The organism is Sphingomicrobium arenosum (genome assembly GCF_026157085.1).
Classification (GTDB): domain Bacteria; phylum Pseudomonadota; class Alphaproteobacteria; order Sphingomonadales; family Sphingomonadaceae; genus Sphingomicrobium; species Sphingomicrobium arenosum.
The window spans coordinates 2220550-2246265 of record NZ_JANPVN010000001.1 but is presented as its reverse complement, the minus strand read 5'-3'; the positions used below and the strand labels follow the sequence as shown (position 1 = coordinate 2246265).

Annotated in this window: 18 protein-coding genes; 7 read left to right on the top strand and 11 right to left on the bottom strand. The window is 67.3% G+C overall.

Annotation, left to right across the window (positions count from 1 at the left end; genetic code table 11):
• The first annotated feature begins 70 nt into the window (after positions 1 to 70).
• The 3 genes from NUW51_RS11250 to NUW51_RS11240 all read left to right on the top strand — a co-directional run bounded on the left by NUW51_RS11250 (position 71) and on the right by NUW51_RS11240 (position 5944).
• A complete protein-coding gene (locus NUW51_RS11250; protein WP_265587610.1) occupies positions 71 to 862 on the top strand; it encodes an ImuA family protein in 792 nt (263 codons plus the stop codon).
• The gene (locus NUW51_RS11245; RefSeq protein WP_265587609.1) at positions 762 to 2360 is read left to right on the top strand and encodes a DUF6504 family protein; all 1599 of its coding nucleotides are present in this window, start codon (positions 762 to 764) and stop codon (positions 2358 to 2360) included. Before NUW51_RS11250 ends, NUW51_RS11245 begins: the two co-directional genes overlap by 101 nt.
• A 125-nt stretch (positions 2361 to 2485) precedes the next feature.
• Positions 2486 to 5944 (top strand): error-prone DNA polymerase, encoded by a 3459-nt coding sequence (locus NUW51_RS11240; RefSeq protein ID WP_265587608.1) that lies wholly within the window; start codon positions 2486 to 2488, stop codon positions 5942 to 5944.
• Here the strand turns inward: NUW51_RS11240 and NUW51_RS11235 are convergent.
• The 5 genes from NUW51_RS11235 to hutI form a co-directional block, all read right to left on the bottom strand.
• Positions 5941 to 7005: a serine hydrolase domain-containing protein gene (locus tag NUW51_RS11235; protein ID WP_265587607.1), complete on the bottom strand. Its 1065-nt coding sequence runs from the start codon at positions 7003 to 7005 to the stop codon at positions 5941 to 5943. The genes NUW51_RS11240 and NUW51_RS11235 overlap by 4 nt on opposite strands.
• Positions 7002 to 8066 (bottom strand): serine hydrolase domain-containing protein, encoded by a 1065-nt coding sequence (locus tag NUW51_RS11230; protein WP_265587606.1) that lies wholly within the window; start codon positions 8064 to 8066, stop codon positions 7002 to 7004. The genes NUW51_RS11235 and NUW51_RS11230 overlap by 4 nt, the downstream gene beginning before the upstream one ends.
• A gap of 165 nt (positions 8067 to 8231) precedes the next feature.
• Positions 8232 to 9731, bottom strand: a complete 1500-nt coding sequence (gene hutH, locus NUW51_RS11225) for a histidine ammonia-lyase (RefSeq protein WP_265587605.1) — start codon at positions 9729 to 9731, stop codon at positions 8232 to 8234.
• Positions 9728 to 11398 carry a urocanate hydratase gene (gene hutU / locus NUW51_RS11220; protein WP_265587604.1) on the bottom strand — a complete coding sequence of 557 codons (1671 nt, stop codon included), beginning with the start codon at positions 11396 to 11398 and terminating at the stop codon, positions 9728 to 9730. Before hutU ends, hutH begins: the two co-directional genes overlap by 4 nt.
• A 9-nt stretch (positions 11399 to 11407) precedes the next feature.
• Entirely contained in the window at positions 11408 to 12607 is a 1200-nt protein-coding gene (gene hutI, locus NUW51_RS11215; RefSeq protein ID WP_265587603.1) for an imidazolonepropionase, read from the bottom strand.
• A 40-nt stretch (positions 12608 to 12647) separates the two neighbouring features.
• Here hutI and NUW51_RS11210 point away from each other — a divergent pair, with 40 nt between their 5' ends.
• Complete coding sequence (locus NUW51_RS11210; protein ID WP_265587602.1) at positions 12648 to 13526, top strand: arginase family protein; 879 nt, start codon at positions 12648 to 12650, stop codon at positions 13524 to 13526.
• Between the two features lie 106 nt (positions 13527 to 13632).
• Entirely contained in the window at positions 13633 to 14835 is a 1203-nt protein-coding gene (locus NUW51_RS11205; protein ID WP_265587601.1) for an ammonium transporter, read from the top strand.
• On the opposite strand, the gene NUW51_RS11200 is transcribed toward NUW51_RS11205, so the two are convergent.
• Positions 14826 to 16208, bottom strand: a complete 1383-nt coding sequence (locus NUW51_RS11200) for a pyridoxal phosphate-dependent decarboxylase family protein (protein ID WP_265587600.1) — start codon at positions 16206 to 16208, stop codon at positions 14826 to 14828. The genes NUW51_RS11205 and NUW51_RS11200 overlap by 10 nt on opposite strands.
• A 101-nt stretch (positions 16209 to 16309) precedes the next feature.
• Between NUW51_RS11200 and NUW51_RS11195 the strand changes: the two genes are divergently transcribed.
• Complete coding sequence (locus tag NUW51_RS11195) at positions 16310 to 16735, top strand: Lrp/AsnC family transcriptional regulator (RefSeq protein ID WP_265587599.1); 426 nt, start codon at positions 16310 to 16312, stop codon at positions 16733 to 16735.
• A 76-nt stretch (positions 16736 to 16811) separates the two neighbouring features.
• Here NUW51_RS11195 and NUW51_RS11190 read toward each other — a convergent pair whose 3' ends face one another.
• From NUW51_RS11190 to NUW51_RS11170, 5 genes are all read right to left on the bottom strand, one after another.
• Positions 16812 to 18353, bottom strand: a complete 1542-nt coding sequence (locus NUW51_RS11190) for an alanine/glycine:cation symporter family protein (RefSeq protein WP_265587598.1) — start codon at positions 18351 to 18353, stop codon at positions 16812 to 16814.
• Between the two features lie 115 nt (positions 18354 to 18468).
• Positions 18469 to 19098 (bottom strand): hypothetical protein, encoded by a 630-nt coding sequence (locus NUW51_RS11185; RefSeq protein ID WP_265587597.1) that lies wholly within the window; start codon positions 19096 to 19098, stop codon positions 18469 to 18471.
• A gap of 170 nt (positions 19099 to 19268) precedes the next feature.
• The gene (katG, locus tag NUW51_RS11180; RefSeq protein WP_265587596.1) at positions 19269 to 21488 is read right to left on the bottom strand and encodes a catalase/peroxidase HPI; all 2220 of its coding nucleotides are present in this window, start codon (positions 21486 to 21488) and stop codon (positions 19269 to 19271) included.
• Positions 21489 to 21630: 142 nt separating this feature from the next.
• Entirely contained in the window at positions 21631 to 23655 is a 2025-nt protein-coding gene (locus NUW51_RS11175) for a M13-type metalloendopeptidase (RefSeq protein ID WP_265587595.1), read from the bottom strand.
• Positions 23656 to 23746: 91 nt separating this feature from the next.
• Entirely contained in the window at positions 23747 to 24172 is a 426-nt protein-coding gene (locus NUW51_RS11170; RefSeq protein ID WP_265587594.1) for a VOC family protein, read from the bottom strand.
• 29 nt (positions 24173 to 24201) lie between these two features.
• Between NUW51_RS11170 and NUW51_RS11165 the strand changes: the two genes are divergently transcribed.
• Positions 24202 to 25713 (top strand): SLC13 family permease, encoded by a 1512-nt coding sequence (locus NUW51_RS11165; protein ID WP_265587593.1) that lies wholly within the window; start codon positions 24202 to 24204, stop codon positions 25711 to 25713.
• Positions 25714 to 25716: the final 3 nt, after the last annotated feature.

The window sequence follows — 25716 nt, the reverse complement described above, 5'->3', positions numbered from 1 at the left end:
GCCAGATTTGACTCCGGCCCGCTTGTTGGGCGAAGTAGAACATAACAAGAACAAGGTGACGGCGAGTCGTGTGGCAGATGGCCTTTCCATCCGCGCCGGCGAGCTTCCCGTGGCGCTGCCCGACGGCGCCGCGCGGGGGCTCGTGCGGCCTCCATCCGACCTTCCCGAGGGGGAAGGCGAGGAGCGCGGGGGTGCACCCGATGACCTGCTCGGCCGGGCACGCATCCCGCTCCCCCACCAGCCAACGCTCAGCGAGATCTTCCCGACCCATGCGCGCGATGCGGGCTGGGTGCGGTTCCTGCTCGCGCAGGCAAGCCCGGATCGTCCGCTCCTGTGGGTACAGGAACGGATGGCCATCCTCGAGGCCGGGCGCATCCATCCCCCCGGCCTCGGGGACGGCACCCTTCCGCTCGTCCATGTCTGCACCCCCGACACGCCCAAATTGCTCTGGGTCATGGAGGAGGCGTTGCGATGTTCGGCCCTGAGCGGGGTCGTGGGCGAGGCGTGGGGCGAGCATGCGCGGCTGGATTTCACCGCGACGCGGCGCCTCGCCTTTGCCGCCGAAGCGCATGGCGTGCCCTGCTGGCTGGTCCGGCTGGGGGCAGGCGCGGCGAACCTGTCAGGCGCGCGCTGGCGCTGGCGGGTCGAAAGCCGCCCGTCGGGCGCGCATCCCTACAATCTGAAAGCCCCGGGGCGATCGCGACTATCGCTCGACCTGTTTCGCGCGCGCGGGCGGGCGCCCGGCCAATGGGAGTGGATCGATGAGGAAGGTGCGAGCAAGGACGCTCGCCATCTGGTTGCCGCGCCTGTCGATCGAGCGCTGGCGGAAAATCGCGAGCCAGCATGGCGACACGCCTCCTGAAGGCGCGCGCATCCTGCTCACCCGCGAGGGGCCGCATGGTACGCTGGTGCATGCGACCTGCGACAATGCCGCGCTTCTCGGCCTTCGCGCCGGCATGCGGCTCACCGATGCGCGCGCGATCGATCCGCAGGCCACCGTCATCGCCTGCGACCTCATCGGCGATGACAAGCTCATGGCGCGATTGGCGCGCTGGGCGCAGCGCTGGTCGCCGCTGGTCGAGCGCGACGGCGCCGATGCCTTGCGACTGGACGCCAGCGGCATCGCCCACCTGTGGGGCGGCGAGCGCCAGTTGCTCGACGATGTCGAGGCGCGCTTTGCCGGCCTCGGCCTCACCGCGCGCACCGCGATCGCCGACACGCCGCTCGCCGCCTGGGCGCTGGCGCATCATTCCCGCGAGGGAGCGGGGCGGGGGGAGCTTGCGGGCTCGGCACACACCCCGCCCCGCAACAAGATCGATCGCAAGCTGGCGAGCGGGCAATTGGCCGCGCAACTCGCCCCGCTGCCGGTGTCGGCGCTGCGCCTGCCGCCCCATGTGGTCCAGACGCTGAACCGTCTCGGCCTCAAGACCATCGCCAGCCTGTCGGGGATCGAACGGCGCAGCCTCGCGCGTCGGTTTCGCACCGCCGACAATCCCCTCGATGCGCTCGACCGCGCCCTGGGCCGTGCCAGCGATCCGCTGACCACCGAGCGTGACGACCCGCCGCCCACCGCGAGGCTCCGCCTCAAGGAACCGGTCGACGATCCGCAGGCCGCCGCCCAGGCGCTGGACCTGCTCGTCCCCGACCTCGCAAGGCAATTGGAGGCGCGGCGGCTGGGCGCGCGCACGATCACGCTCGCGGGCTTTCGCGTCGACGGATCGGTCGCCAGCGTCGAGGCCTCGACCGCACTGGCGACCCGAGAGGCCGCGCATCTGAAGCGCCTGCTGGCGGAGAAAGTGCAAGCGCTCGACCCCGAATTCGGTTTCGACGCCTTTGCGCTGACCGCGGCCTGGGCCGAGCCGCTCGACCCCGCGCAGGACGCGTTGGACGGCGGCGAACCGGCGGGCGTGGCGGTCGGGCGCCTCGTCGATCGCATCGCGACGCGGCTCGGGCCCCAGGCCGTCAGCCGTCCACGCCGCGTGCCCGCGCACATGCCCGAGCGCTCGGCAGGCTGGCAGTCGGCGCTCGCCGATGCACCGGCAGAAGAAACGCCGCCCCCACAGGCCCCGCGCCCCGAGCGCCTGCTCGATACGCCCGAGGCGATCAGCGTGCTCTACGCCACCCCCGAGGGGTTGCCGCGCCGCTTCGTCTGGCGCCGCGCGGTGCATGACATCAAGCGCGTCGAGGGGCCCGAGCGCATCTCGCCCGAATGGTGGCGCGAATATCGGCCTGCGCGCTTGCGCGACTATTATCGCGTCGAGGACCAGGCGGGGCGCGGCTACTGGATCTTTCGCGAGGGATTGTTCGGGGACGGGCGCGGGGGTGATCCGGTTTGGTACATCCACGGCCTGTTCGGATGAGCGGGCAGTGCCCCCTTGCCGTCATCCCAGCACAGGCTGGGATCCATGTCGGCGCGGCAACCGGCGATGGTGGCGAAACCTCGCCGGCATGGGCCCCAGCCTTCGCTGGGGCGACGCGATAGCTCATGCCTGACGCCAGCCCCGCCTCCTTTTCCAAGCGCAAGCTGATCCTCGACGACGGCGCGCCGCGTCCGGTGATCCCGCGCGCGCCCTATGTCGAATTGGGCGTGACCACCCCCTTCTCCTTCCTGCGCGGCGCGTCGGATGCGATCGAGCTGGTGCTGAGCGCGCTGGAGAAGGGGATGGACGCGATCGGGGTCGCCGACCGCGATACGCTGGCGGGCGTCGTGCGTGTCCACAGCGCGGCCAAGGCGGCGGGGTTGCGCCCGCTGATCGGTTGCCGCCTGTGCCCGGTGGATGCGCCCGAGCTGCTCGCCTATCCGGTCAGCCGCGAGGGCTATGCCAATCTCTCCGCGCTGCTCAGCATGGGCAAGATGCGCAGCGCCAAGGGCGAATGCGACCTGCTGCTTTCCGAAATCGCGAACCGGTGCGCCGACATCGCCTTCATCGCCTTGCCGGGCGAGGACGTGGATGCCTTTGCACAGGCGCTGCCCGCGCTGGTCGCCGCGCTGCCGGGACTCGCTTATGTCGCCGCGAGCTACCTCTATCGCGGCGACGATGTGGCCCGCATCGAGCGATTGGACCGCCTCGCCCGCGCCCATCGCTGCACGATCCTCGCCACCAATGACGTGCATTATCATGCCCCCGAAAAGCGCCCGCTGCAGGACGTGATGACCTGCATCCGCGAGAAGGTGACGCTCGAGACCGCGGGCTGGCGCCTCCACGCCAATGCCGAGCGGCATTTGAAGGGGCCGGGCGAGATGGCGGCGCTGTTCGAGCGCTGGCCGCACGCCATTCGCGCCACCCGCGCGTTCGCCGACGCGATCCATTTCTCGCTCGATGAACTGCGCTACGAATATCCCGAGGAAACCTGTCCCGGCGGGCGCACCCCGCAGCAGCATCTCGAACATCTCACCTGGGCAGGCTCCAGCCGCCGCTGGCCCGAGGGGGTGCCACCCGCCATCATCGCCCAGCTGAAGAAGGAGCTGGCGCTGATCGAGAAACTCGACTTCGCGCGCTACTTCCTCACCGTCCACGACATCGTCGCCTTCGCGCGCTCGCTCGACCCGCCGATCCTGTGCCAGGGGCGGGGCAGCGCGGCCAACAGCGCGGTCTGCTACTGCCTCGGCATCACCGCGGTCGACCCCTCGACCACCGACCTGTTGTTCGAGCGCTTCATCAGCGAGGAGCGCAAGGAGCCGCCCGATATCGACGTAGATTTCGAGCATGAGCGGCGCGAGGAGGTGATCCAGCATATCTACGCCAAATATGGGCGCGAGCGGGCGGGGATCGCGGCGACGGTGATCCATTATCGCCCGCGCATGGCGATCCGCGAAGTCGGCAAGGTGATGGGCTGGTCGGAGGATGTGTGCGCGGCGATCGCGGGCACCTTCTGGGGTTCGATGGAAAGCGAGATGCGCGAGGAACGCGTGGCCGAGGCAGGGCTCGATTTGAGCGATCCGCATTTGAAGCGCACGGTCGCGCTCGCCGAGCAGTTGATCGGCATGCCGCGGCATTTGAGCCAGCATGTCGGCGGCTTCATCCTGACCCAGCGCCCGCTCACCGAGACGGTGCCGATCGGCAATGGCGCCATGCCCGACCGCACCTTCATCGAATGGGACAAGGACGACATCGAGGAACTGGGCATCCTCAAGATCGACGTCCTCGCGCTCGGCATGCTGACCTGTTGCCGCAAGGCGTTCGACCTCATCGCGGCGCATCATGGCGAGACGTGGGATCTCGCCACGCTCCCCAAGGAGGAGCCGGGCGTCTACGACATGCTGTGCGAGGGCGACAGTTTGGGGGTCTTCCAGGTCGAAAGCCGCGCGCAGATGAACATGCTGCCGCGCCTCAGGCCGCGCGAATTCTACGACCTCGTCATCGAGGTGGCGATCGTGCGCCCCGGCCCGATCCAGGGCGACATGGTGCATCCCTTCCTCAAGCGGCGGCAGGGGCGCGAGCCCGTCGTCTACCCCTGCCCCGACCCCGATCATGGCCCGCCGGACGAACTGGAGCGTATCCTGCGGCGAACCCTGGGCGTGCCCGTGTTCCAGGAACAGGCGATGAAGATCGCGCTCGATGCGGCGAAATTCTCCTCCGCCGAGGCCAATCAGCTGAGGAAGGCGATGGCGACCTTCCGCAGCAGAGGCACCATCGACCTGTTGCAGGACAAGATGGTCGGACGGATGGTGGAGCGCGGCTACGACCCAGAATTCGCCGAGCGATGCTTCCACCAGATCCGCGGCTTCGGCGAATATGGCTTCCCCGAGAGCCATGCGGCGAGCTTCGCGCTGCTCGTCTACGTGTCGAGCTGGCTAAAGTGGCGCTATCCCGCCGCCTTCGCCGCCGCTTTATTGAACAGCCAGCCGATGGGGTTCTACGCGCCCGCGCAGATCGTCCGCGACGCGCGCGAACATGGGGTCGAGGTGCGGCCGGTGGACGTCAATCACAGCCACTGGGACTGCACGCTCGAGCCGACCGATAGGGAGCCGGTGGCGCAGCACCGCAGCTGGGGCTCGACCGCGTTGCCGACCGGTGCCTGGGCGCCCGACAGCTTACCGATACCGAGCCCGCGCATGGCGCTGCGGCTCGGTTTCCGGCAGGTCGATGGCCTCCGGCTCGACGACGCCACCCGAATTGTCGCAGCGCGCGCCTCCACGCCTTATGCCAGCGTCGAGGAGGTGAAGAAGCGCGCGGGGATTTCGGTCGCGGGGGTCGAGAAGCTCGCCGAGGCCGATGCCTTTCGCTCGATGAAGCTCGATCGCCGCGCCGCGCTATGGGACGCCAAGGCGCTGAAGGGCGCGCCCGCGCTGCCGCTGTTCGAGGCGGCCGATGCGCGCGACGAGGGCTGGGAGGTCGAGCAGGTGCGCCTGCCCGCCATGCCGCCGTCCGAACAGGTGGTGACCGATTACCAGACGACCCGGCTGAGCCTGAAGGCGCATCCGATGCAGTTCCTGCGCGGCCATTATGCGGCGCGCGGCTGCGTGACGGCGGGCGAGCTTCGCGACATGCGCTATGGGCGGCGGGTCAGCCTCGCGGGGCTCGTCCTCATCCGCCAGCGCCCGGGCAGCGCCAAGGGCGTGTGCTTCACCACCATCGAGGATGAAACCGGCGTCGCCAATCTCGTCGTCTGGCCCGATGCGTTCGAGGCCTATCGCCCCATCGTCATGGGCGCGCGGCTGTTGAAAGTGACGGGCATCGTCCAGCATGACGACGCCGTCGTCCACGTCATCGCGGCGCATCTGGAGGACGACACCGCGCTGCTCTCGCACCTGTCGGACGATCTTCTCGCCCCCACCCAGGGTCGCGGCGACGGCGGCGGAGCGTGGGCGCCCCATGGAGGACGCGGCGACGAAGTCATGGGCGGCGGCAGCGGCACGCTCCCCGGCCAACACGCCGGCCGCACCACCGGCATCCACCCGCGCAATGTCGATTGCATTCCCAAGGGACGCAATTTCCGCTAGTCGGCGAGCGCGCCCAGCAACTCGAAGTAGAGTGGGCCGTAATCGAACCCGTCCCAATTGGACAGGATCACGATGCCCATCCCCTCGTCGGGATAGAGGCTGATGCGCGCGCGAAAGCCCGTGTCGGCGCCGCCGTGATAGACCGACCATCGATCGCCGTCGGCATAGCGAAACCAGCTCAACCCGTTGCGCCCATCAGCACTTTGCGCCGACCAGAGCCCCTCGAAACTGTCCTTGCCGAGGATCTCTCGGGTTCCGACCACCCCGCGCTGCAAATTGAATTGCATCCACTGCACCATGTCGCCGAGCGAGGCATTGAGCGTCGATGAGGGCGCATGCGGCCGGTTGTAGGGATGGTGAGCGACCCGGCGGCGCTCCTCGCCCTCATGACCGAATACACGGTTGGCAAACGGGATGTCGGGATAAAAAAAGCTGCTGGTCAGCATCCCCACGGGGCGGAGCAGCCGCGTCTCGACATATTGTTCGAACGGCACGACCGACACCTTGGCGATGAGGTCGCCGAGAACATCGAAAGCCATGTTCGAATAGACCCGATCCTCGCCCGGCACGAACAGCGCCGTCCCGCGCTCCAGCGAGCGGACATAGCGTTCGGCGGCAGCGTCATCATAGTCCGGGCGATCCCAGCCATAATCCGTCACGTCTGGCAGCCCCGAGCTATGGCTCAACATCTGTCGAACCGTGATGGCTGGGTCGAAAGGGAAATAGGGGAGGTGGCGCACGACCGGGTCGTCGAGCCCCAACTGGCCTTCCTCGACCAGCAACATGATCGCCGTCGCCACGAAGGGTTTGGACAGCGAGGCCACGTGAAAGGCATGCGCGGGGGTCAGCGGCACGCCCGGACGCGCGTCGCCGAAGGTGCCCTGATAGACCAGCCGCCCGTCATTTACTACGGCGACGGCAAGGCCAGGCAGGCGGGCCTCCTCGAAATGACGCTGCGCGATCGCGTCGAGATCGGCGGCGAGGTCGTGCGCATGCGCCGGGCTCGCGACGAGGCCAACCAGAAACAGGAGAAGCAAAGGGAGGCGAGCAAGCGGCCTCATTCCTCCGCCTCTTCCCACGGATAGAGACCCGCGACATCGTGGATCACCGCATCCCCGCCCTTGGCATTGGTGAAATAGACGATCCCGTCACGCGCCATTCGATCATAGAGATAAAGCGCCTCGAAATTGCCGTTGTGGCCATAATGGTAGATGGTCTCGCGGTCGCCGTAACGCTCGACCGCGAAGCCGAAACCATAGCCGCTGGTGTGGATCCGGCGGCGGCGATCCTGCGGCGTGGGTTCGATGCTGTTGCGCACCCCCAGCATCTCCTCATAGCCCGCCGGCGACAGGCCTTCCTCGCGGCAGAGATGTCCCATGAAGGCGGCAAAGTCGGTCGGTGTGGTCACCAGACCGCCGGGCGCCGCCGCAGGGCGCGAGGGAAAGGCAGGGATGGCAAATTCACGCTCGCCAATCGGGAAATAGCCGATGGCGGGGACCATGCCGTCGGGGGTGCGCTCGAAGCTGCTTCGAGGCATCACCTCCCCGAGGTAATGACGAAAGATCTCGTGCAGCGTCATGTTGGTGCGGTTCTGCACGTGGATCGCAAGCAGCTGGTAGGCCTCGCCCGAATAGTGAAACCCCTCACCCGGCTCGGCGATGAAATCGAGTGGTTCGGTCAGCTGAATCTTGTTGTCCACATCGTCCGCCCAGTTGGGCAGGCCGCTCTGGTGCTGGAGGATGAGGCGGGGCGTAAGGCGGGCATAGCGCGCCTTGTCGGCAATGCGCGGCGCATCCATGTCGTCGGCGAGCGGGGCGTCGAGCTCGATCTTGCCGTCCTCGACCAGTCGCATGACGAGATAGCCGAAGACCGACTTGGTCAGCGAGGCCGCTTCCCATAGCGTGTCGGGCCCCGCGGGACGCTGCGCCGCCTTGTCAACGATCCCGAAATAGCCGACCGTTTCCAGCCGGCAATCGCGCATGCTCGCATAAGCGAGCGCGGGGACCCTGCGCTTTTCGAGTGCGTGGTTGATGGCCACGGGGTCGGGTCGAAGCGTGAAAGCGATCGGCTCGACCGGCGCCGCCTCAGGGGCCAGAAAGAGGGCCTCAACAAGCTCGAACATCGATTTCACTCCCCCTTACGCCACCCACGCGGAGAGAGTTATGGCCCACGACGGGGTCCGGTAAAGGTGCCGGGCGGCGATCCGCAAAATTCGGCGTTCTCAGCTGAAAACGAACGCCGCCGCGTCGATTTCCGCCAAGTCGGCGCGATGTGACGCCGTTTTCCGTCAGGCGATTTCGCCCGCCAGCACCGCTGCCTGGAGCGCGGCCATTTCGTCGGCCCAATAGCGGTCGCTTTCGAGATAGGCCGAATGCTCTCGCACCTTTGCATGGATCGTCTGCAGCTTGGGACTGGTCTTCAGGGGCGCGTGATAGTCGACCCCCTGCGCCGCCGCGATCAGTTCGACGGCGATCACGCCCGCCGCATTTTCGGCAATCTGCCCCGCCTTGCGCGCCGCGATCGGAGCCATGGAGACATGGTCTTCCTGCCCCGCGCTGGTCGGGATCGAATCCACGCTCGCCGGATGGGCCAGCGCCTTATTCTCGCTGACTAGCGCGGCGGCGGTGACCTGCGGGATCATCAGCCCCGAATTCACCCCGCCATCGTCGATCAGGAAGGCGGGCAGTCCGCTCATCTTGGGATCGACCAGCACGCTCGTGCGGCGCTCCGACAGGCTGCCGACCTCGCAGAGCGCCATGGCCAGCATGTCGGCCGCGAAGGCCACCGGCTGGGCATGGAAATTGCCGCCCGAAATCGCCTCGTCGGCCTCTTCGCCCTCGGCGCCGAAGAGCACCGGATTGTCGGTCACCGCATTGGCTTCCACCTCGAGCATCTGCGCGACCTTGGTGATCAGGTCGAGGCAGGCGCCCATCACCTGCGGCTGGCATCGGAAGCTGTAGGGATCCTGCACCTTGCCGCAGCGGTGGTGGCTGTCGACGATCTCGCTGCCTTCGAGCCAGTCGCGCATGGCGTGGGCGACGAACTCCTGGCTGCGATGGCCGCGCAATTCGCTGATGCGCTCGTCGAACGGCTTCACGCTGCCCTTCAGGGCATCGACCGACATGGCGCCCGCCACCATCGCCGCGTCGAACACGCGCTGGCCCTTGAAGAAGGCGTCCAAGGCGATCGCGGTCGAGGCCTGCGTGCCGTTGATCATCGCCAGCCCTTCCTTCGGGCCCAGTTCGACCGGCGCCATGCCGATCGCCTCGAGCGCCTCGGCGGCGGGCATCTTCGCGCCTTTCAGTTCGACCCAGCCCTCGCCAAGCATCGCGGCGGTCATGTGCGCGAGCGGGGCGAGGTCTCCGCTCGCGCCCACGCTGCCCTGGCTCGGCACCAGCGGGATCGCGTCGGCATCGACCATCCCCTGCAAGGCCTCGACGAGCTCCAGCCGCACGCCCGAGGCGCCGCGCCCCAGCCCGATCAGCTTGAGGATCATCATCAGCCGCGTCACCCGCGTCGGCAGCGGCGCGCCCAGCCCGCAGCTGTGCGAGAGGATGAGGTTGCGCTGCAGTTCGGCGAGCCGTTCGGGCGGGATCTTCTCGCTCGCTAGCAGGCCGAAACCGGTGTTGACGCCATAGACCGTCTCTCCGCCCGCGACGATGCGGGTGACGACGGCGTGGCTGTCCTCGATGTCGGCCTTGGCGCCATCGTGAAGCTGGCAGGGCGCACCTTCCCACAGGCGCTTCAAATCGTGGAGGCAGACGTTGCCGGGGATGAGCGTGATCACTGGCCGTTCTCCAGCATCGGCAGGTCGAGGCCCTGTTCGCGCGCGCACTCCCTGGCGATGTCGTAGCCCGCATCGGCATGGCGCATGACGCCGGTGCCGGGGTCGTTCCACAGGACGCGGGCGAGGCGTTCGTCGGCATCCTTGCTGCCGTCGGCGACGATCACCACCCCCGAATGCTGCGAATAGCCCATGCCGACCCCGCCGCCATGGTGGAGCGACACCCAGGTCGCGCCGCCCGCGGTGTTGAGGAGCGCGTTGAGGAGCGGCCAGTCGGATACCGCGTCCGACCCGTCCATCATGCTCTCGGTCTCGCGATTGGGGCTGGCGACCGAGCCTGAATCGAGATGGTCGCGGCCGATCACGACGGGCGCCTTGAGTTCGCCGTTCCTCACCATGTCGTTGAAGGCGAGGCCCAGGCGGTGGCGCTGGCCCAGTCCGACCCAGCAGATGCGCGCGGGCAGACCCTGAAAAGAGATGCGCTCGGCCGCCATGTCGAGCCAGCGGTGGAGGTGCGGATCGTCGGGGATCAGCTCCTTCACCTTGGCATCGGTTTTCGCGATGTCCTCGGGATCGCCCGAGAGCGCGGCCCAGCGGAACGGACCGACGCCGCGGCAGAAGAGCGGGCGGACATAGGCGGGGACGAAACCGGGGAAGTCGAAGGCGTTCTCCACGCCCTCGTCAAAGGCTTCCTGGCGGATGTTGTTGCCATAATCGAAGGTGGGGATCCCCATTTCGTGGAAGGCGAGCATGGCGCGGACGTGCACCGCCATCGACTTGCGCGCCTCTGCCGCGACGAGGGCCGGATCGCTCTCGCGCATCTCGATCCATTTGGCGACGCTCCAGCCGGCGGGGCAATAGCCGTTGGCCGGGTCGTGCGCGCTCGTCTGGTCGGTGACCGCGTCGGGGCGGATGCCTTTTTCCACCATCTGCGGCAGGAGTTCGGCGGCATTGCCGAGCACGCCGACGCTGGTGGGCGCGGTGGCCTTGCCGATGATCTCGAGCGCTTCCTCGATACTGTCGGCGCGGTGGTCGAGATAGCGCGTCTCGAGCCGCTTTTCGATGCGGCTTTCCTGGCATTCGATGGCGATGCAATGCGCGCCCGCCATGACCGCGGCGAGCGGCTGCGCCCCGCCCATGCCGCCGAGGCCGGCGGTCAGCACCCACTTGCCCGACAGGTCGCCGCCGAAATGCTGGCGGCCCATTTCGGCAAAGGTTTCGTAGGTGCCCTGCACGATGCCCTGGCTGCCGATGTAGATCCAGCTGCCCGCGGTCATCTGGCCGTACATCATCAGGCCCTTGGCATTGAGCTCGTTGAAATGCTCCCACGTCGCCCATTTGGGAACGAGGTTGGAATTGGCGATGAGGACGCGCGGTGCATCCTTGTGGGTGGGAAAGACGCCGACGGGCTTGCCCGACTGGACGAGCAGTGTCTCGGTCTCTTCCAGACGCTCCAGCGTCTCGACGATCTTGTCATAACAGGCCCAGTTGCGCGCGGCGCGGCCGATGCCGCCATAGACGACGAGGCTCTCGGGCGCTTCCGCCACGGCGGGGTCGAGATTGTTCTGGAGCATCCGCACGGCCGCCTCGGTGGTCCAATGCTTGGCTACCTTGTGGGGGCCGGTGCGGGCGTGGATCACACGGGCATTGTCGCGGCGCGGGTCGGTCATGCGGGGTCCTTATCGTTCATCGTCCGCCACGAAGCGGCGGGCCGGACCGGGAAGCCCGATCCAATAGGCGAGTTCATCGAGCGTCTCGACATCCCAGGCGCAAAGGTCGGCGCGCTGGCCGACCGCGATGCGGCCTCGGTCGTCGAGGCCCAATGCGGCGGCGGCATGGATCGTCATGCCTGCCAGCGCTTCTTCCGGCGACAGGCCGAAGATGGTCGCCGCCATGTTCATGACCAGTGGCAGCGAGAGCGTGGGCGAGGTGCCGGGGTTGCAGTCGGTGGCGATGGCGATGCGCACGCCCGTCTCGCGCAAGAGCTCGACCGGCGGCCGGTGCGTCTCACGCAGGCAATAGAAAGCGGCGGGCAGCAGCACCGCCACCGTCCCCGCCTCCGCCATCGCCCCCGCGCCCGCTTCGTCGAGATGTTCCAGATGGTCGGCCGACAGCGCCTTGAAGCGCGAGGCCATCGCCGCGCCGTCCGAATTGGAAAGCTGTTCGGCATGGAGGCGCACGGGCAGCCCCTCGCGCTCCGCGGCGGTGAAGATGCGTTCGACCTCTTCACGCGTGAAGGCGATGCGCTCGCAAAAGGCATCGACGCTTCGCGCCAGCCCCTCGGCGGCGATGCGCGGGATGGTGCGGGTCGCGACCTCCTCGACATAGTCGGCGCGATCGACGCCGGGCGGGAGGGCGTGGAGCGCGAGAAAGGTCGGCACGACGCTTACCCCGGCATGGCCGTGGAGCGCGCGGGCGACGCGCAGCATCTTCACTTCGCTGTCGGCATCGAGGCCATAGCCCGACTTCACTTCGACCGTGGTTGCGCCGCTGGCTGCCAACGCCTCGAGGCGCTTGCGGGCGGCGGCAAGCAAGTCTTCCTCGCTCGCCTCGCGGGTCGCGCGGACGGTGGACAGGATGCCGCCACCGGCCTCGGCGATTTCCTCGTAAGTGGCGCCCGCGCGGCGCATGGCATGTTCCTGCGCGCGCGTGCCGCCGAAGACGAGATGGGTGTGACAGTCGATGAGGCCGGGGGTGAGCCACTGGCCGGACAGGTCGATCACCTCGGCATCGGCCGCATCGACGTCGTCGCGCGCGCCCACCGCGACGATGCGCCCGTTCGACACGCGCACCGCGCCGTCGGCAATGCGCCCGAGCGGGTCGCCGTCACGACGCTCCATGGTGGCGATGCCGCCACCCGTATAAATCACTTCCCCCATGAGGCTGGCAGTGCGCGTTCACCCTGCTATTCGTCAAGCCATGAGCTGGCCCAATCTTGGCGACCTCCTGGTCGATTCCGCCGCAGATGCATCTGTCGGGCTCGTCGGCGTGCCGCTCCGCATCGGTTCGGTGACGCCGGGACAATGCGACCTCGCCCCCGCCGCGCTGCGCAAGGTATTGCGGCGCATCGGGCGCTATGACGTGGACACGAGGCGCGAGCTGACGGCTCGCATCACCGATCATGGCGACGTGATGCTCGAGAGCGAGACGATCGAGGAGGTCACCGGTGCGATGATCGACGCCATCGCAACCAGCGTGGATGCGCACGACCTCAGCCTCGTCATCGGCGGCAATAATGCGGTGACGCGTCCCTGCGTCCATGCGCTCGGGCTGCCGCTGGATAAGGTCGGGCTCGTCACCCTCGATGCGCATTTCGATATGCGCGGGATGGAGGACGGGCTGTTGAACGGCAATCCGGTGCGCGCGTTGCTCGAGGACGGACTGCCCGGCGCCAATGTGGCGCAGGTCGGGCTCCTCCCCTTCGCCAATTCCAAGGCCATGCACGATGACGCGCTGGCGGCAGGAAATAGGGTCATCACGCTGGCCGAGGCCGAGGCGGTGGGGATGGAAAAGGCGATCCAAGCCGCGCTCGCCCATGTCGCCCATTGCGAGGCGATCCTTGTCGATTGCGACATCGACGTCATCGACCGCGCGCAATTTCCTGCCGCCCCTGGCGCCCGCCCGGGCGGGATGCAGGCGCGCGATTTCTTCGCCGCCGTCCGCCGTCTCGCCGCCGAGCCTAGGGTCCGCATCATCGACCTGGTCGAATGGGACCCGCCGCTCGATGCCACCGACCTGTCGAGCCTCGTCGCGGGGCGATGGATGGCCGAGGCGATCGCGGGTTTCGAGGCGCGCTAGGGCGCTGTTCTTGCTGGTGAAAAGTTCACTTCGCCCGCCATTTTAATTGTCTCCCCACGCCCGCAGGCTAGGCTTCGCAGGTGCAACATATCCGGGGGGCATCCACATGATCGACAGCGGCGATACCGCCTGGCTTCTGACCGCGACATTGCTTGTCATGCTCATGATCCTGCCCGGGCTGGCGCTATTCTATGGCGGGTTGGTGCGCGCCAAGAACCTTTTGTCGGTGATGAGCCAGGTGATGGGGGTCGCCGCGCTGGTCATGATCCTGTGGGTGCTGTGGGGCTACAGCCTCGCTTTCTCAGGGACAGGAAAGTTCGTGGGCGACTTGAAGCTCGCGGGTCTCGTCGGCGTCGGCCCCGACGATGCCAGCGGCACGATCCCGACGCTGCTCTTCGCCGCCTTCCAGATGACCTTTGCCGCCATCACCGCCGCCCTGATCGTCGGCGCGGTGGTCGAGCGGATGCGCTTTTCCGCCATGCTCGCCTTCGCCGCAGCCTTCCTCACCCTCGTCTACGCCCCCATCGCGCACATGGTCTGGGCTGACGGCGGCCTCATCCTCGGCATGGACGCGATCGATTTTGCGGGCGGCACGGTGGTGCATATCAATGCAGGGATCGCGGGCCTCGTCGCGGTCGCTTTCGTCGGCAAGCGGCGCGGCTTCCTGAAGGACGCCATGCCCCCGCACAGCCTCGCGCTGGCGCTGATCGGCACGGGGCTCCTGTGGGTCGGCTGGTTCGGCTTCAACGCGGGCTCGGCGCTGGGCGCTGGCGGGCTCGCCGCGCTGGCCATGCTCAACAGCTTCATCGCGCCTGCCGCAGGCGTGCTGGCGTGGATGGCGGCGGAGCGCGTGCGCTCGGGCAAGGCCAGCCTCCTCGGCGGCGCCTCGGGCGCGGTCGCGGGGCTGGTTGCCATCACGCCGGCGGCAGGCGTCTCGGGCCCGCTCGGCGCGCTGCTGCTGGGCGCCGTCTCGGGCCTCGGCTGCTACGGCTTCGTCGGGGTGGCCAAGCACAAGCTCCGCCTCGACGACAGCCTCGACGTTTTCGGCATCCACGGCCTTGGCGGCATCATCGGCTCGATCGGCCTCGTCGTCGCGGGGCTCCCCGCGCTCGGCGGACAGGGCGATTATGCGCTCTTGCCCCAGCTCGGCGTGCAGGTCGCCAGCGTGGCCATCGCCATCGCCTGGTCGGGCGGGGGCAGCGCGCTCATCCTGTTCGCGCTCCGTGCGGTCATGCCGCTTCGGGTGGACAGCGAAGACGAGCAGTTGGGGCTCGACCTCGCCGAGCATGGCGAGCGCGCCTATAACTGAGCCGCCTCGAGGATCGCCGCCGCGATCCGCTCGATCGCCGCCTCGTCGGTCAGGCCGTTGGTGAGGCAGAAGCGCAGGACCGGCTCGCCCTCGAAGCGGGCCAGCGACAGCCAGGCCTGGCCGCTTGCGATGACGCGCTCTACGATGGTGGCGACCTCCGCGCCGCCATCGGGCGGTACCATGCAGGCAACCGCCATCGCTTTGCCGTTGCGCCGGACCCAGCCTTCGGCCTCGAGCCGCGCGGCGAGCTTGTCGCAGCGCGCGACCGCCTGTTCGACATGCGCGGCAAGCCCGTCCCAGCCGAGCTGCGCCATCACCATGTAGAGCCTCAGGCCGAGCGCGCGGCGCGACCATTGATAACCGTTGAGATAGGGATCCACCCCCGCATCGGCGCTCGGCATATAGCTCGTCGCCACGTTGAAGGCTTTGGCGAGATGCTCGGGATGCGCGGTGAGGAACATGCCCGTGCCCATCGTCGCGCCGAGCCATTTGTGCGCATCGAGCGTCACGCTGTCGGCGCGCGCGATCCCGTCGAGCGTGTCGCGCAGCCGGTTCGACGCCAGCAGCGCCCCGCCCCATGCCGCATCGACGTGGAGCCAGAGCCTCTCTCGCGCGGCGATGTCGGCGCAGGCATGGAGCGGATCCACGGCGCCGGCATTGGTCGTACCCGCGGTCGCCGCGATCATCAGCGGGGTACGGCCCGCCGCACGGTCCCCGGCGATGACATCCGCCAGCGCCTTCGCGTCCATTCGTCCCACCCCGTCGGTCGGCACCAGCACCACCGCACGTCGCCCCAGCCCCGCCTGATGCGCGATCTTGAGCCAGGCGAGATGGCTCTCGGCACTGATATAGAAGCGCGGTTCGGCAATCGCCGCCATGCCCTCTTCGGCAATCTGCGGCGCGACGTGCATCAGCGCCGCTTGCAGCGCTGTCGCATTGGCCTCCGCCCCGCCGCTGGTAAAATGGCCGTCCGCGCCTTCACCCCAGCCGATGCGCCGGGTCCATGCGCGCACGACATGCGCCTCCACCTCGGCGGCGGCGATGGCATGGCTGCGCACCGCGAGTTGAGGATTGAATCCTGCCGCGATGAGGTCGGCCCGTCTCGCCGCCTCGAAGGGCGCGGGGTTGAACAGGCCGACATAGCCGGGATGCGTCATCTGCACATTGCCGCTCGCGAAGGCGCGGATGACCCAATCCTCGACCTCTTCGAGCGGGCGCGGGTTTGCGAAATCCTGTGCGGCGAGGTCGGCGAGGAAGGCGGACTCGTCGAAGCTCGGCGAGGCGCTCGCGCGTCCCTCCTCGATCGGGGCGAGCGCGGTCGCGAGGCGGCGGGAAAGGGCGGCGGTGCCTGCGGCGTCGAAGTGATGGGTCATGGCTTGCGAAATAGAGCGCATGGCCGAGCGCTGCCACCGGCAAGGCGTCGGCGCGGCCGGACGATTGTCGCCCCGCCCCAGCGCTGCTAGCGCTGCGCCTCATGGACGAGATCGACGCCCGGCTGATCGCTGCCCTAGAGCGCAATGCCCGCGCCAGCATGACCGCGCTGGCGCGCGTCACCGGCCTGTCGCGCAGCGCGACGCACGACCGGATAGCGCGGCTCGAGGAGCGCGGCGTCATTCGCGGCTATCGCGCCGAGGTGGATGCCGAGGCGGCGGGGCTCGTCGAGGCGATGCTCACGGTGCGTTTTGCCGCGGGTCAGGACAATGACGCGTTTGCCGAGGCGATCACCGCTTATGATCATGTCGCCCGGGTCCATTGCGTGACGGGCGAGGACGATATCGTGCTGCACGCGCGCGCCGCGACGACGAGCGCCATCAACGCGCTGCGCCAGAAAATCGCGGCCACCGAAGGGGTGGCGTCCATCTCGACCGCGACGATCCTGTCGACCCGCGTGCCGCGCTAGTCGACGCGCACTCGCCAACGAAAAAGGCCGGAGCGATGCCCGGCCTTTCCCTTGTTCAAGCTGTCGGTTCGCAGGCCTAGTGGCCCACCCCCGGCGGCGGCGCATCGTCGTCACGCGCGAGGTTGGTGACCTCGGCCACGTCATGCGTCTTGCCCGCCGTCTTGTCGCCCTTGGCGAGCGCGAACACGACGCCCGACAATGCTGCCAGCGCAATGAGGTTGGGCAGCGCCATCGCCGCGTTCGAGATGTCGCCGAGACGCCACACGAGCTCAAGGTCGACGCTCGCCCCGATGTAGATGACGACGCACCACAGGAGACGCCACAGGACGTGGAGCACCTGCTCGCCCTTGAGGCTGGCGCCGGGGACGCGGTCGTAGAGGAAGGTGATCGCGCGTTCGCCGTAATAGCTCCAGGTGAGGAGCGTGGTGAAGACGAACAGGATCAGCGCCACCGAGGCGACGAGCGAGCCGATCGGCACGCCCAGCACCAGCGCCGGGAAGGCCGCGCCGAAGGCCGCCGAGGTCATCTCGAACCCGTTGAGGTCCGACTGCCAGGCATGCTTCACCGCTTCGCCCCCGCCCGTGAAATTGCCTTCCACGGTGAGGATGACGAGCGCGGTCATGGTGCAGATGACGATCGTGTCGATGAAGGTGCCGAGCATCGCGAAGCGGCCCTGGCTGGCAGGGTCGTCATTCTGTGCGACGGCGTGCGCGATCGGGGTCGAACCCTGACCGGCCTCGTTCGAGAAGAGGCCGCGCGCCACGCCCGCGCGCATCGCGATGATGATGGCCGCCCCGGCAAAGCCGCCCGAGGCCGACTGCACGTTGAACGCGCCGTGGAAGATGCGCGCGAAGGTTTCGGGAATGTCCTGGATGTCGAGCAGGATCGCGAGCAGCGCCATGGCGATATAGGCCGCCGCCATGAAGGGCACGACCTTTTCGGCCACCGAGCCGATCGACTTGATGCCGCCGATGATGACGATGAACACCGCGATGGCGACGATGAGGCCGGCGAGCCATTCCTGCATGCCGAAGATCTCGCCGAAACTGTCGGCGATCGAATTGGCCTGGATCGAGTTGCCCGTGACGACCGCCGAGAAGAGCGTGCCGAGGCAGAAGAGCACCGCGAGCCAGGTCCATTTCTTGCCCAGCCCCATCAGGATGTAGGTCATCGGGCCGCCGCGATAATTGCCGCTCGCCGACTGCGAGCGGAAGCGGATGGCGAGGCTGCCCTCGGCAAAGGCCAGGGCCATGCCGAACAGCGCGGTGATCCACATCCAGAAGATCGCGCCGGGGCCGCCCAGCGTGATGGCGGTGGCGACGCCGGCAAGGTTACCCGTGCCGACCTGTCCCGACAAAGCCGTCGACAGCGCGGCAAAGGGAGAGATTTCGCCCGCACCCTGGCCCTTGCGGCCCGCGAACAGCCCCTTGAAGGCGCTGCCCAATCCGAGGATCGGATAGAAGCGCAGGCCGACCATGATCCACAACCCGATCCCGAGCAAAATGATGACCATCGGCGGGACGGGGATGATTTCGGCACCATTCCAGGTGCCGACCCAGATGAAGTCCGAGATGTTGGTCACGCGATCGATCAGCGAGACCTGTTGTGTTGCTGCCATGGATACGCCCTCCCCGAGCGCTATTGTTACGGTTCGGCGCCGACGATAGCGGCGCAGCGGCCACTGGCAAGGCGCATTTGCGCCACAGGGGGGAAGGCTGCGCCCGAGAGAAGGCCTAGTCGATGACGATCCGCCGGGCCTCGCAGACGTCCACGTCCATCCGCATCACCACCTCGTCGCTCGCGGTTTCGATCTTGAAATCGTAGACGCAGGCATTGCCACCGTCATCGACCGTGCCGGTCCAGCTGCCGCCGCCCATGATGACCTCGTCGCCCAGCCGATCCTCGCCCCAGCGCGGCTCCTCGCCGCGCGACCAGCGCAGGAAATAGATCGCCTCGTCGCGCTTGTTCTCGAAGGTGACGCGGCGATCGCGGCCATCGTCCGACGTGGCGCCCGACGGCGCGCCGAGCGTCACCTTCATCAGGTTGAAGACATTGCCGAGGTTGGTGACCTCGAGATCGTAGGCGGTGCAGCCCGCGCTCTTGAGGTTGACGAGCCGTGCCGCGGCGCGGTCGGTGCCGCCCTTGTCCTCGTGCACCACCGCGCCGGTGGAATCGGTGATGCGATAATCGAGATCGGTATCGTCATCGCCATCGGCGATCAGCTCGACCTCGGGATCGCAAATCTCGATCTCATAGCTGTGCACGGTGCGCGCCTCGACGCGAAAGGCGATCTCGCGCGCCGCGAGAGGCGTGGCGATCAGGCTCGCGGCCAGAAGCGTGCAGGCGGCGCGGGAAAGGGTCATGCGAGGTTCCTGAAACAGCGGTTTTTGCGGATCATGGGGCTTCTGCCAACCATATGTTGCAGAAAGCTTTACCGGCAGACCAGCGCGGCGGTCTAGGCGCGCGCAAAAAGGCGCTCCGTCAGTGACGGGGCGCCTCCTTGCAACTACCCCAAGACGGGGCGGTCCGACGACTAGCCGTGATATTTGGCGTAGGCGAGATCGAAGCGGTCGGCGTCCATGACCTTGGTCCACGCCGCCACGAAGTCCTTGACGAACTTCGCCTCGTTACCGCGTTCGGCATAGACCTCGGCGATGGCGCGCAGCTGCGAGTTGGAGCCGAACACGAGATCGGTGCGGGTCGCGCGCCATTTCTCGCTGCCCTTCTCGCGGCACTTGCCGACGAATTCCTCGTCGCCGCTGTCATCGACCACTTCCCAGATGGTGCCCATCTCGAGGAGGTTGACGAAGAAATCGTTGGAGAGGGTCCCCGGCCGGTCGGTGAGGACGCCGATCTTGTCGCCATGCTTGGCGTGGTGGCTGACCGCCCCCAGCGCCCGCATGCCGCCGAGGAGGGCTGTCATCTCGGGCATGGAGAGATTGAGGTTCTCGGCCCGGTCAACGAGCATGTCCTCGGTCTTCACCTGCGCCTTGGTCTTGAGATAGTTGCGGAACCCGTCGGCAAAGGGCTGCAGGGGCTCAAAGCTCTCGGCATCGGTCTGATCCTGACTCGCATCGCCGCGCCCGGTCGTGACGTCGACGCTGACGTCGAAGCCGCCATCCTTGGCCGCCTTTTCGATCGCCGCCGCACCCGCGAGCACGATGGCATCGGCCATCGACAAATTACCGCGGTGGCTGTCGATGCTGGCGAGCACCTTCGACAATTCGTCGGGATCGTTGACCGCCCAATTCTTCTGCGGCTCAAGCCGGAGGCGGGCGCCATTGGCACCGCCGCGATGGTCGGACTTGCGATAGGTCGAGGCAGAGGCCCAAGCCGCTTTCACCAGTTCGGCGACCGAATGGCCGGCATCGAGGATCTTGGACTTGAACGCCGTGACGTCGCTGTCGGAGGGCTTGGCGCCAGCAGGCGTCGGGTCCTGCCAGATGAGGTCTTCATCGGGCACGTCGGGGCCGAGGTAGCGGACCTTGGGGCCCATGTCGCGGTGCGTCAGCTTGAACCAGGCGCGTGCGAAGGCATCGTCCAATGCGGCCTGGTCGTCGCGGAAACGCTCCGAGATCTTGCGATAGTCGGGGTCGCGTTTCAATGCCATGTCCGCCGTCGTCATCATCGTCGGCACCTTCTTGGAAGGGTCGCGCGCGTCGGGCGCCATGTCCTCGGGATCGGGGTCGATCGGCTGCCACTGGTTGGCGCCCGCCGGCGACTGGACGAGCTCATATTCATATTTGAACAGGAGGCGGAAATAGTCGCCGCCCCACTGCGTCGGGTTCGGCGTCCACGCACCCTCGATGCCCGAGGTGGTGATATGGCCCTTGCCGATCTCCTCTGGATCGGTGAGCCAGCCGAAGCCCATGCGATGGAGGTTTTCGCCCTCGGGCGCGCCCGAGAAGGTGTCGATCGGCTTGGCGCCATGCGCCTTGCCGAAGGCGTGACCGCCGGCGGTCAGCGCGACGGTTTCCTCATCGTTCATGGCCATGCGCGCGAAGGTTTCCTTCATGTCGCGCGCCATGCCTTCCCAGTCGTTGGGATTGCCGCCAGGGCCTTCCGGGTTGACATAGATGAGGCCCATCTGGATCGCGGCCAGCGGGTTTTCGAGCGCCTTGCCCTCGTCGGGGATGATGCGCGTCTCGACGCCTTCATCGACCCATTTCTCTTCCGAGCCCCAATAGACCATCTCGGGCTCGAACACGTCGGCACGCCCGCCGCCGAAGCCGAAGACGGGGCCGCCCATGCTCTCGATGGCGACATTGCCGGTGAGCACGAACAGATCGGCCCAGCTGATCTTGTTGCCGTACTTCTGCTTGATCGGCCACAACAGGCGGCGCGCCTTGTCGAGGTTGCCGTTGTCCGGCCACGAGTTGAGCGGCGCGAAGCGCTGCTGGCCCGAGGAGGCGCCGCCGCGACCGTCTCCGGTGCGATAAGTGCCCGCCGCGTGCCACGCCATGCGGATGAAGAAGGGGCCGTAATGCCCATAATCGGCCGGCCACCACGGCTGGCTGTCGGTCATCAGCGCCTTGAGGTCGTTCTTCAGGCCCTGATAGTCGAGCTCGAGAAAGGCCTTCTGATAGTCGAAATCCTCGCCCAGCGGATTGGCCGACTTGGCCCCCGTGGTTAGGATGTCGAGCTGGAGCTGGTCGGGCCACCAGTCGCGGTTCTGGCGTCCAAGGAGCGAGCGCACGCCCCCGTCTCCGTGGAAGGGGCAGCCGCCCCCCGTCGTCCCGGTCTTGGCGTCCATGGCAAATCCCCTTTCCTGATATCGACTCAGATGTCTGTCAGGCCAAAGGGTGCGCCTCCCCGTTCGTTCCGTCCAATCAACAACATTGGTCAGATTGATCGGAAACTTCGATGGAACGGCGAGGCCGTGACGCAATCAGTCGTTAAAGGCGAACGCGAGCCTCGGGAGCGAGCCAGAGGTCGTCTTCGGGTCCGATGTCGAAGGCGTCGTACCAGCCGTCCATATTGCGCAGGATGCCGATGGCGCGAAACTCGCCGGGCGGATGATATTGGGTGGCGACATATTCTTCGAGCGCGCCGGGCTTCCAGACGGTTCGAAAACCTTGCGCATAGCTGAGGTAGAAGCGCTGCTTGGCGGTATAGCCACTGGCGTCAGCGCCCGCCTCGTCGGGGTTGGCGGCAAGGTAATTGTCGAGCGCTCGTTCGGCGATGCGCAGCCCGATGAGATCGCCGAGCGCCTCGCCCATGACCTGCTCGGGCTTCATCGTCACCCCGGGCGCAAATTCCCACGCCTCGATCTGGCGCGCCATCTTGGCGACTTCTGCGTCGTAAGCGACGCGGCTGGCCTCGGTCCACCATGGCTGGAGGATACCGTCGGGGTCGAACTTCGATCCCTGGTCATCGAAGCTGTGTCCGATTTCATGGCCGATGACGAAGGCGCTCGCATAGATGACCGCGGGGTCCTGTCCCCGTAGCGCGCCGTCGATGACCGCCGGGGTGATGGTCAGCGTGCGCCGGTCGGGCGCATTTGCGGCATCGACGGTGAACGGCTTGGCGGCATACCAATATTGCGGGGGCAGCGGCTGGCCGATGCCGTCCCAATCGAGGTCGGCAGCGGTCATCTTGAGCGCGCGCGCGCTTTCGTAAAAGTCCGAGCTGACGGCATCGGCTGGCACCGGGCGATAGGCCTCGGGTGCGCCGAGCTTGAGGGTAAAGCCTGCAAGCTTGTCGAGCGATTTCGTGCGCGTTTCCTCGCTGAGCCACGCCGCCTGTCGGAGCCAGTCGCCGGTCGCGGCGACCATCTCGCGACCCATGGCGCGCGCCCGCTCGATCCGCGCCGCGTCGAGGTTTTCCGCGACCCACAATTGCGACAGGTCGTCGCCGAGATAGCGCGCTACCATGCCGATCGCGCGCTGCTCGGTCGAGGCGCGCTGCGACGGATCGTCATAATGATAGACGAGCGCGGGTTCGCGCAGGTCCGCGCCGAGAAAGGACCAGTGATTGTCGACCCAATGGAAGGCGAGATAGTCCTTCAGGACCTCGACCGGTGTATCGGCGAAAATCCGCGCGGCGGCCCGGAGCGCGCTGTCCTGCCGCAGGATCACGCGCTCGGGTCGGTCGATCCCGACGGCATCGAGCCAGCCGCGCCATGAAAAGCCGGGGGCATAGGCGTCGAGCTCGGCCATCGTCATGGGTCGGTAATTGGCCTCGCGGTCGCGCATGCGATCGGGCGTCCACATCGCCTCGGCCAACGCGGTTTCGAAGGCGACCACCGCATCGGCGCGCGCGATCCCATCGGCAAGACCGGTGCGCGCGAAGGTCGCCGCCATATAATCGCGATAGGCGGCCAGTGCTTCGGCCTTCTCCGCATCGAGATAAGCGCTGCGGTCGCCGAGCCCCAATGCGCCCTGAAAGAAGAATTGCTGGTCGATGGTGATGTCGCGGCGCGAGGGATTGCCCGCGTCGATCCAGTTATAGACGCCGGCGATGCTGTTCGAATAGGGATCGGCCATGAAGCGCGCGACATCGTAATGCGTGTCGAGCTTCTGGATCGTAACCACGCCGTCGGCGACCGCCTGCTGCGCGACCGGCGAGGTGCCGTCGCCCGCGACATAGCTGTCGTACAGCGTCTTGATCCGCCACGCCGGTGTCCCGGGCGCAGGGTCGCTCGCCACGGCCTGCTCGACGATCGCCGCCAACGTCCTGTCGACATCGATCGCCACCGCATTGGCGCCGCTCAAGGAACGACGTCCGTCGGGCACCGATGTGGTGTCGAGCCAGATGCCCGCCGCATAGCGATAGAAGTCATCCCCCGGATCGACGCTGCGATCCATGATCGACAGGTCGAGCGCGGGTATCTCGCCTGACGGGGTCGGATTCGCCCGAGCCGCAGCTGCGGCGCTCGTCAGAATGGCCGCGGCAAGCACGGTCGAACGGATGGCACGCATGAGATCCCCTATCGAAGTTTCTGCTTCGATATCAGATCGCGGCACCGGCTACAGTTGTCTTCGACGAACGGCGGAACGCGACGACGAGCGCTCAACCGGTGGCGAATAGCGCCGCGCGGTCGGCAAAGGCCTTGAATTCGAGCGCATTGCCGGCGGGATCGCGCACGAACATGGTGCGCTGTTCGCCCGGCTGGCCGACAAAACGGACGCGCGGTTCGATGATGAAATCGGCGCCCCCGTCGCGCAGTCGCTCGGCCAGCACGTCGAAGGCGGCGAAATCGAGCACCACGCCGAAATGAAAGATCGGCACGGCATCGCCGTCGACCGCACTGGTCCGCGCCGACCTATCGTGCGCGGGGTCAAGATGCGCAACCACCTGATGCCCGAACAGGTCGAAGTCGATCCAGCTGTCACTCGACCGACCCTCACGGCACCCGAGGAGACCGCCATAGAAGCGGCGTGCGGCCTGAAGGTCATCGACGGGGAAGGCGAGGTGGAAGGGGGGCATGTCGTTCATGATCGTTCGATAGCGCGGCGTGATCGCGTTTGACAGCGGCGGCGCGCTTTTCCACCGTCACCGGCATGACGGGGGACAGCCAATATCGGCGCGGTGATGCGCCCAGCCGCACGCAGCTCATCGGTCGCTTCGGCGGCGTGATCGCTGCCATCGCCATCGCGCTTTTTTTCGACCCCCCGGGGTTGAGCGAAGAAGCGCGTCTCACGGCGGCTGCCGCCGTCCTGATGGGAACATGGTGGATGACCGAGGCGATCCCGCCTGCCGCCACCGCTTTCCTGCCGCTCATCCTTTTCCCGATCGCGGGCGCGATGGACATGAATGCCACCGCCGCGCGCTACGCCCATCCGATCATCTACCTCTTCTTCGGCGGCTTCGTGGTCGCGCTGGCGATCGAACGCTGCGGGCTGCACCAGCGGATCGCCCTGAAGATGGTGCGGCGTATCGGCAGCGACGGGCGCGCGCTCGTCGCCGGTTTCATGCTCGCGGCCGCGCTCCTGTCGATGTGGATTTCCAACACCTCGACCACGCTGATGCTGGTGCCGATCGCGCTGTCGATCACGCTGGCGATGCGCCGCTGCCTGCCCGAGCTCGGCGATGAACAACGCGTCCAGTTCGAAGCCGCGCTCCTTCTCGGCGTGGCCTATGGCGCGACCATCGGCGGGGTGGCCACGCTGGTCGGCACTCCGCCAAATGCGCTGATGGCGGGCTTTCTCGACGAGACCTACGGCCTTGCCATTCCCTTCGCGCAGTGGATGCTGGTGGGGCTGCCCGCCACCATCATCCTGCTGCCCATCGCCTGGTGGGTCCTGACCCGTCTCGCCTTTCGCGTCGACTTTCACACCACGCCGGGCGCGCGCGCGGAGATCGAGCGGCTCCACGACGATCTTGGCCCCGCCGAGACGGCAGAGAAGCGCGTCGCCATGCTGTTTCTGGCGCTGGTTGCAGCGTGGGTGCTGCGCGCGCCCTTTGCCAGCCTTACCGGCATTACGGTTGTCACCGACACCACCATCGCCATGAGTGCCGCGCTCCTCGCCTTCCTCATTCCCGCCGGGTCACGCCCCGGCGCGTTGATGGACTGGGAAGAAATGAAGCGCATGCCGTGGGGCGTGCTCGTCCTGTTCGGCGGCGGGCTCGCGCTGGCGGGCGCGATGAGCGAAAGCGGCCTATCGGCATGGATCGGCAGCCAGCTCGCGCCGCTGGCGGGCTGGCATATTGCGCTGCTCGTCGTGGCGGCCTGCGCGCTCGTGATCAGCCTTACCGAATTCACGTCCAACCTCGCCACCACCGCTACCTTCTTGCCGGTGATGGCGGCGATCGCGGGCGAGACCGGGCACGACCCGCTGCTGTTGATCGTGCCGGTGACGCTGGCGGCGAGCTGCGCCTTCATGCTGCCGGTGGCTACCGCGCCCAATGCGATCGTCTATTCTTCGGGCAAGGTGACGACCGCGCAGATGATCCGCGCCGGCGTCCTCCTCAACATCATGAGCGTGGCCGTGATCAGCGCGATCGCGCTGCTGCTGGTGCCCGAGGTGCTCGGCTGATCG

Excerpts from the sequence above, each read along its gene's own strand:
- NUW51_RS11245 (WP_265587609.1), top strand. The coding sequence starts at position 762 with ATGAGGAAGGTGCGAGCAAGGACGCTCGCCATCTGGTTGCCGCGCCTG.
- NUW51_RS11240 (WP_265587608.1), top strand. The coding sequence starts at position 2,486 with ATGCCTGACGCCAGCCCCGCCTCCTTTTCCAAGCGCAAGCTGATCCTC.
- NUW51_RS11235 (WP_265587607.1), bottom strand. The coding sequence starts at position 7,005 with ATGAGGCCGCTTGCTCGCCTCCCTTTGCTTCTCCTGTTTCTGGTTGGC.
- NUW51_RS11230 (WP_265587606.1), bottom strand. The coding sequence starts at position 8,066 with ATGTTCGAGCTTGTTGAGGCCCTCTTTCTGGCCCCTGAGGCGGCGCCG.
- hutU (WP_265587604.1), bottom strand. The coding sequence starts at position 11,398 with ATGACCGACCCGCGCCGCGACAATGCCCGTGTGATCCACGCCCGCACC.
- hutI (WP_265587603.1), bottom strand. The coding sequence starts at position 12,607 with ATGGGGGAAGTGATTTATACGGGTGGCGGCATCGCCACCATGGAGCGT.
- NUW51_RS11210 (WP_265587602.1), top strand. The coding sequence starts at position 12,648 with ATGAGCTGGCCCAATCTTGGCGACCTCCTGGTCGATTCCGCCGCAGAT.
- NUW51_RS11205 (WP_265587601.1), top strand. The coding sequence starts at position 13,633 with ATGATCGACAGCGGCGATACCGCCTGGCTTCTGACCGCGACATTGCTT.
- NUW51_RS11200 (WP_265587600.1), bottom strand. The coding sequence starts at position 16,208 with ATGACCCATCACTTCGACGCCGCAGGCACCGCCGCCCTTTCCCGCCGC.
- NUW51_RS11195 (WP_265587599.1), top strand. The coding sequence starts at position 16,310 with ATGGACGAGATCGACGCCCGGCTGATCGCTGCCCTAGAGCGCAATGCC.
- NUW51_RS11190 (WP_265587598.1), bottom strand. The coding sequence starts at position 18,353 with ATGGCAGCAACACAACAGGTCTCGCTGATCGATCGCGTGACCAACATC.
- NUW51_RS11185 (WP_265587597.1), bottom strand. The coding sequence starts at position 19,098 with ATGACCCTTTCCCGCGCCGCCTGCACGCTTCTGGCCGCGAGCCTGATC.
- katG (WP_265587596.1), bottom strand. The coding sequence starts at position 21,488 with ATGGACGCCAAGACCGGGACGACGGGGGGCGGCTGCCCCTTCCACGGA.
- NUW51_RS11175 (WP_265587595.1), bottom strand. The coding sequence starts at position 23,655 with ATGCGTGCCATCCGTTCGACCGTGCTTGCCGCGGCCATTCTGACGAGC.
- NUW51_RS11170 (WP_265587594.1), bottom strand. The coding sequence starts at position 24,172 with ATGAACGACATGCCCCCCTTCCACCTCGCCTTCCCCGTCGATGACCTT.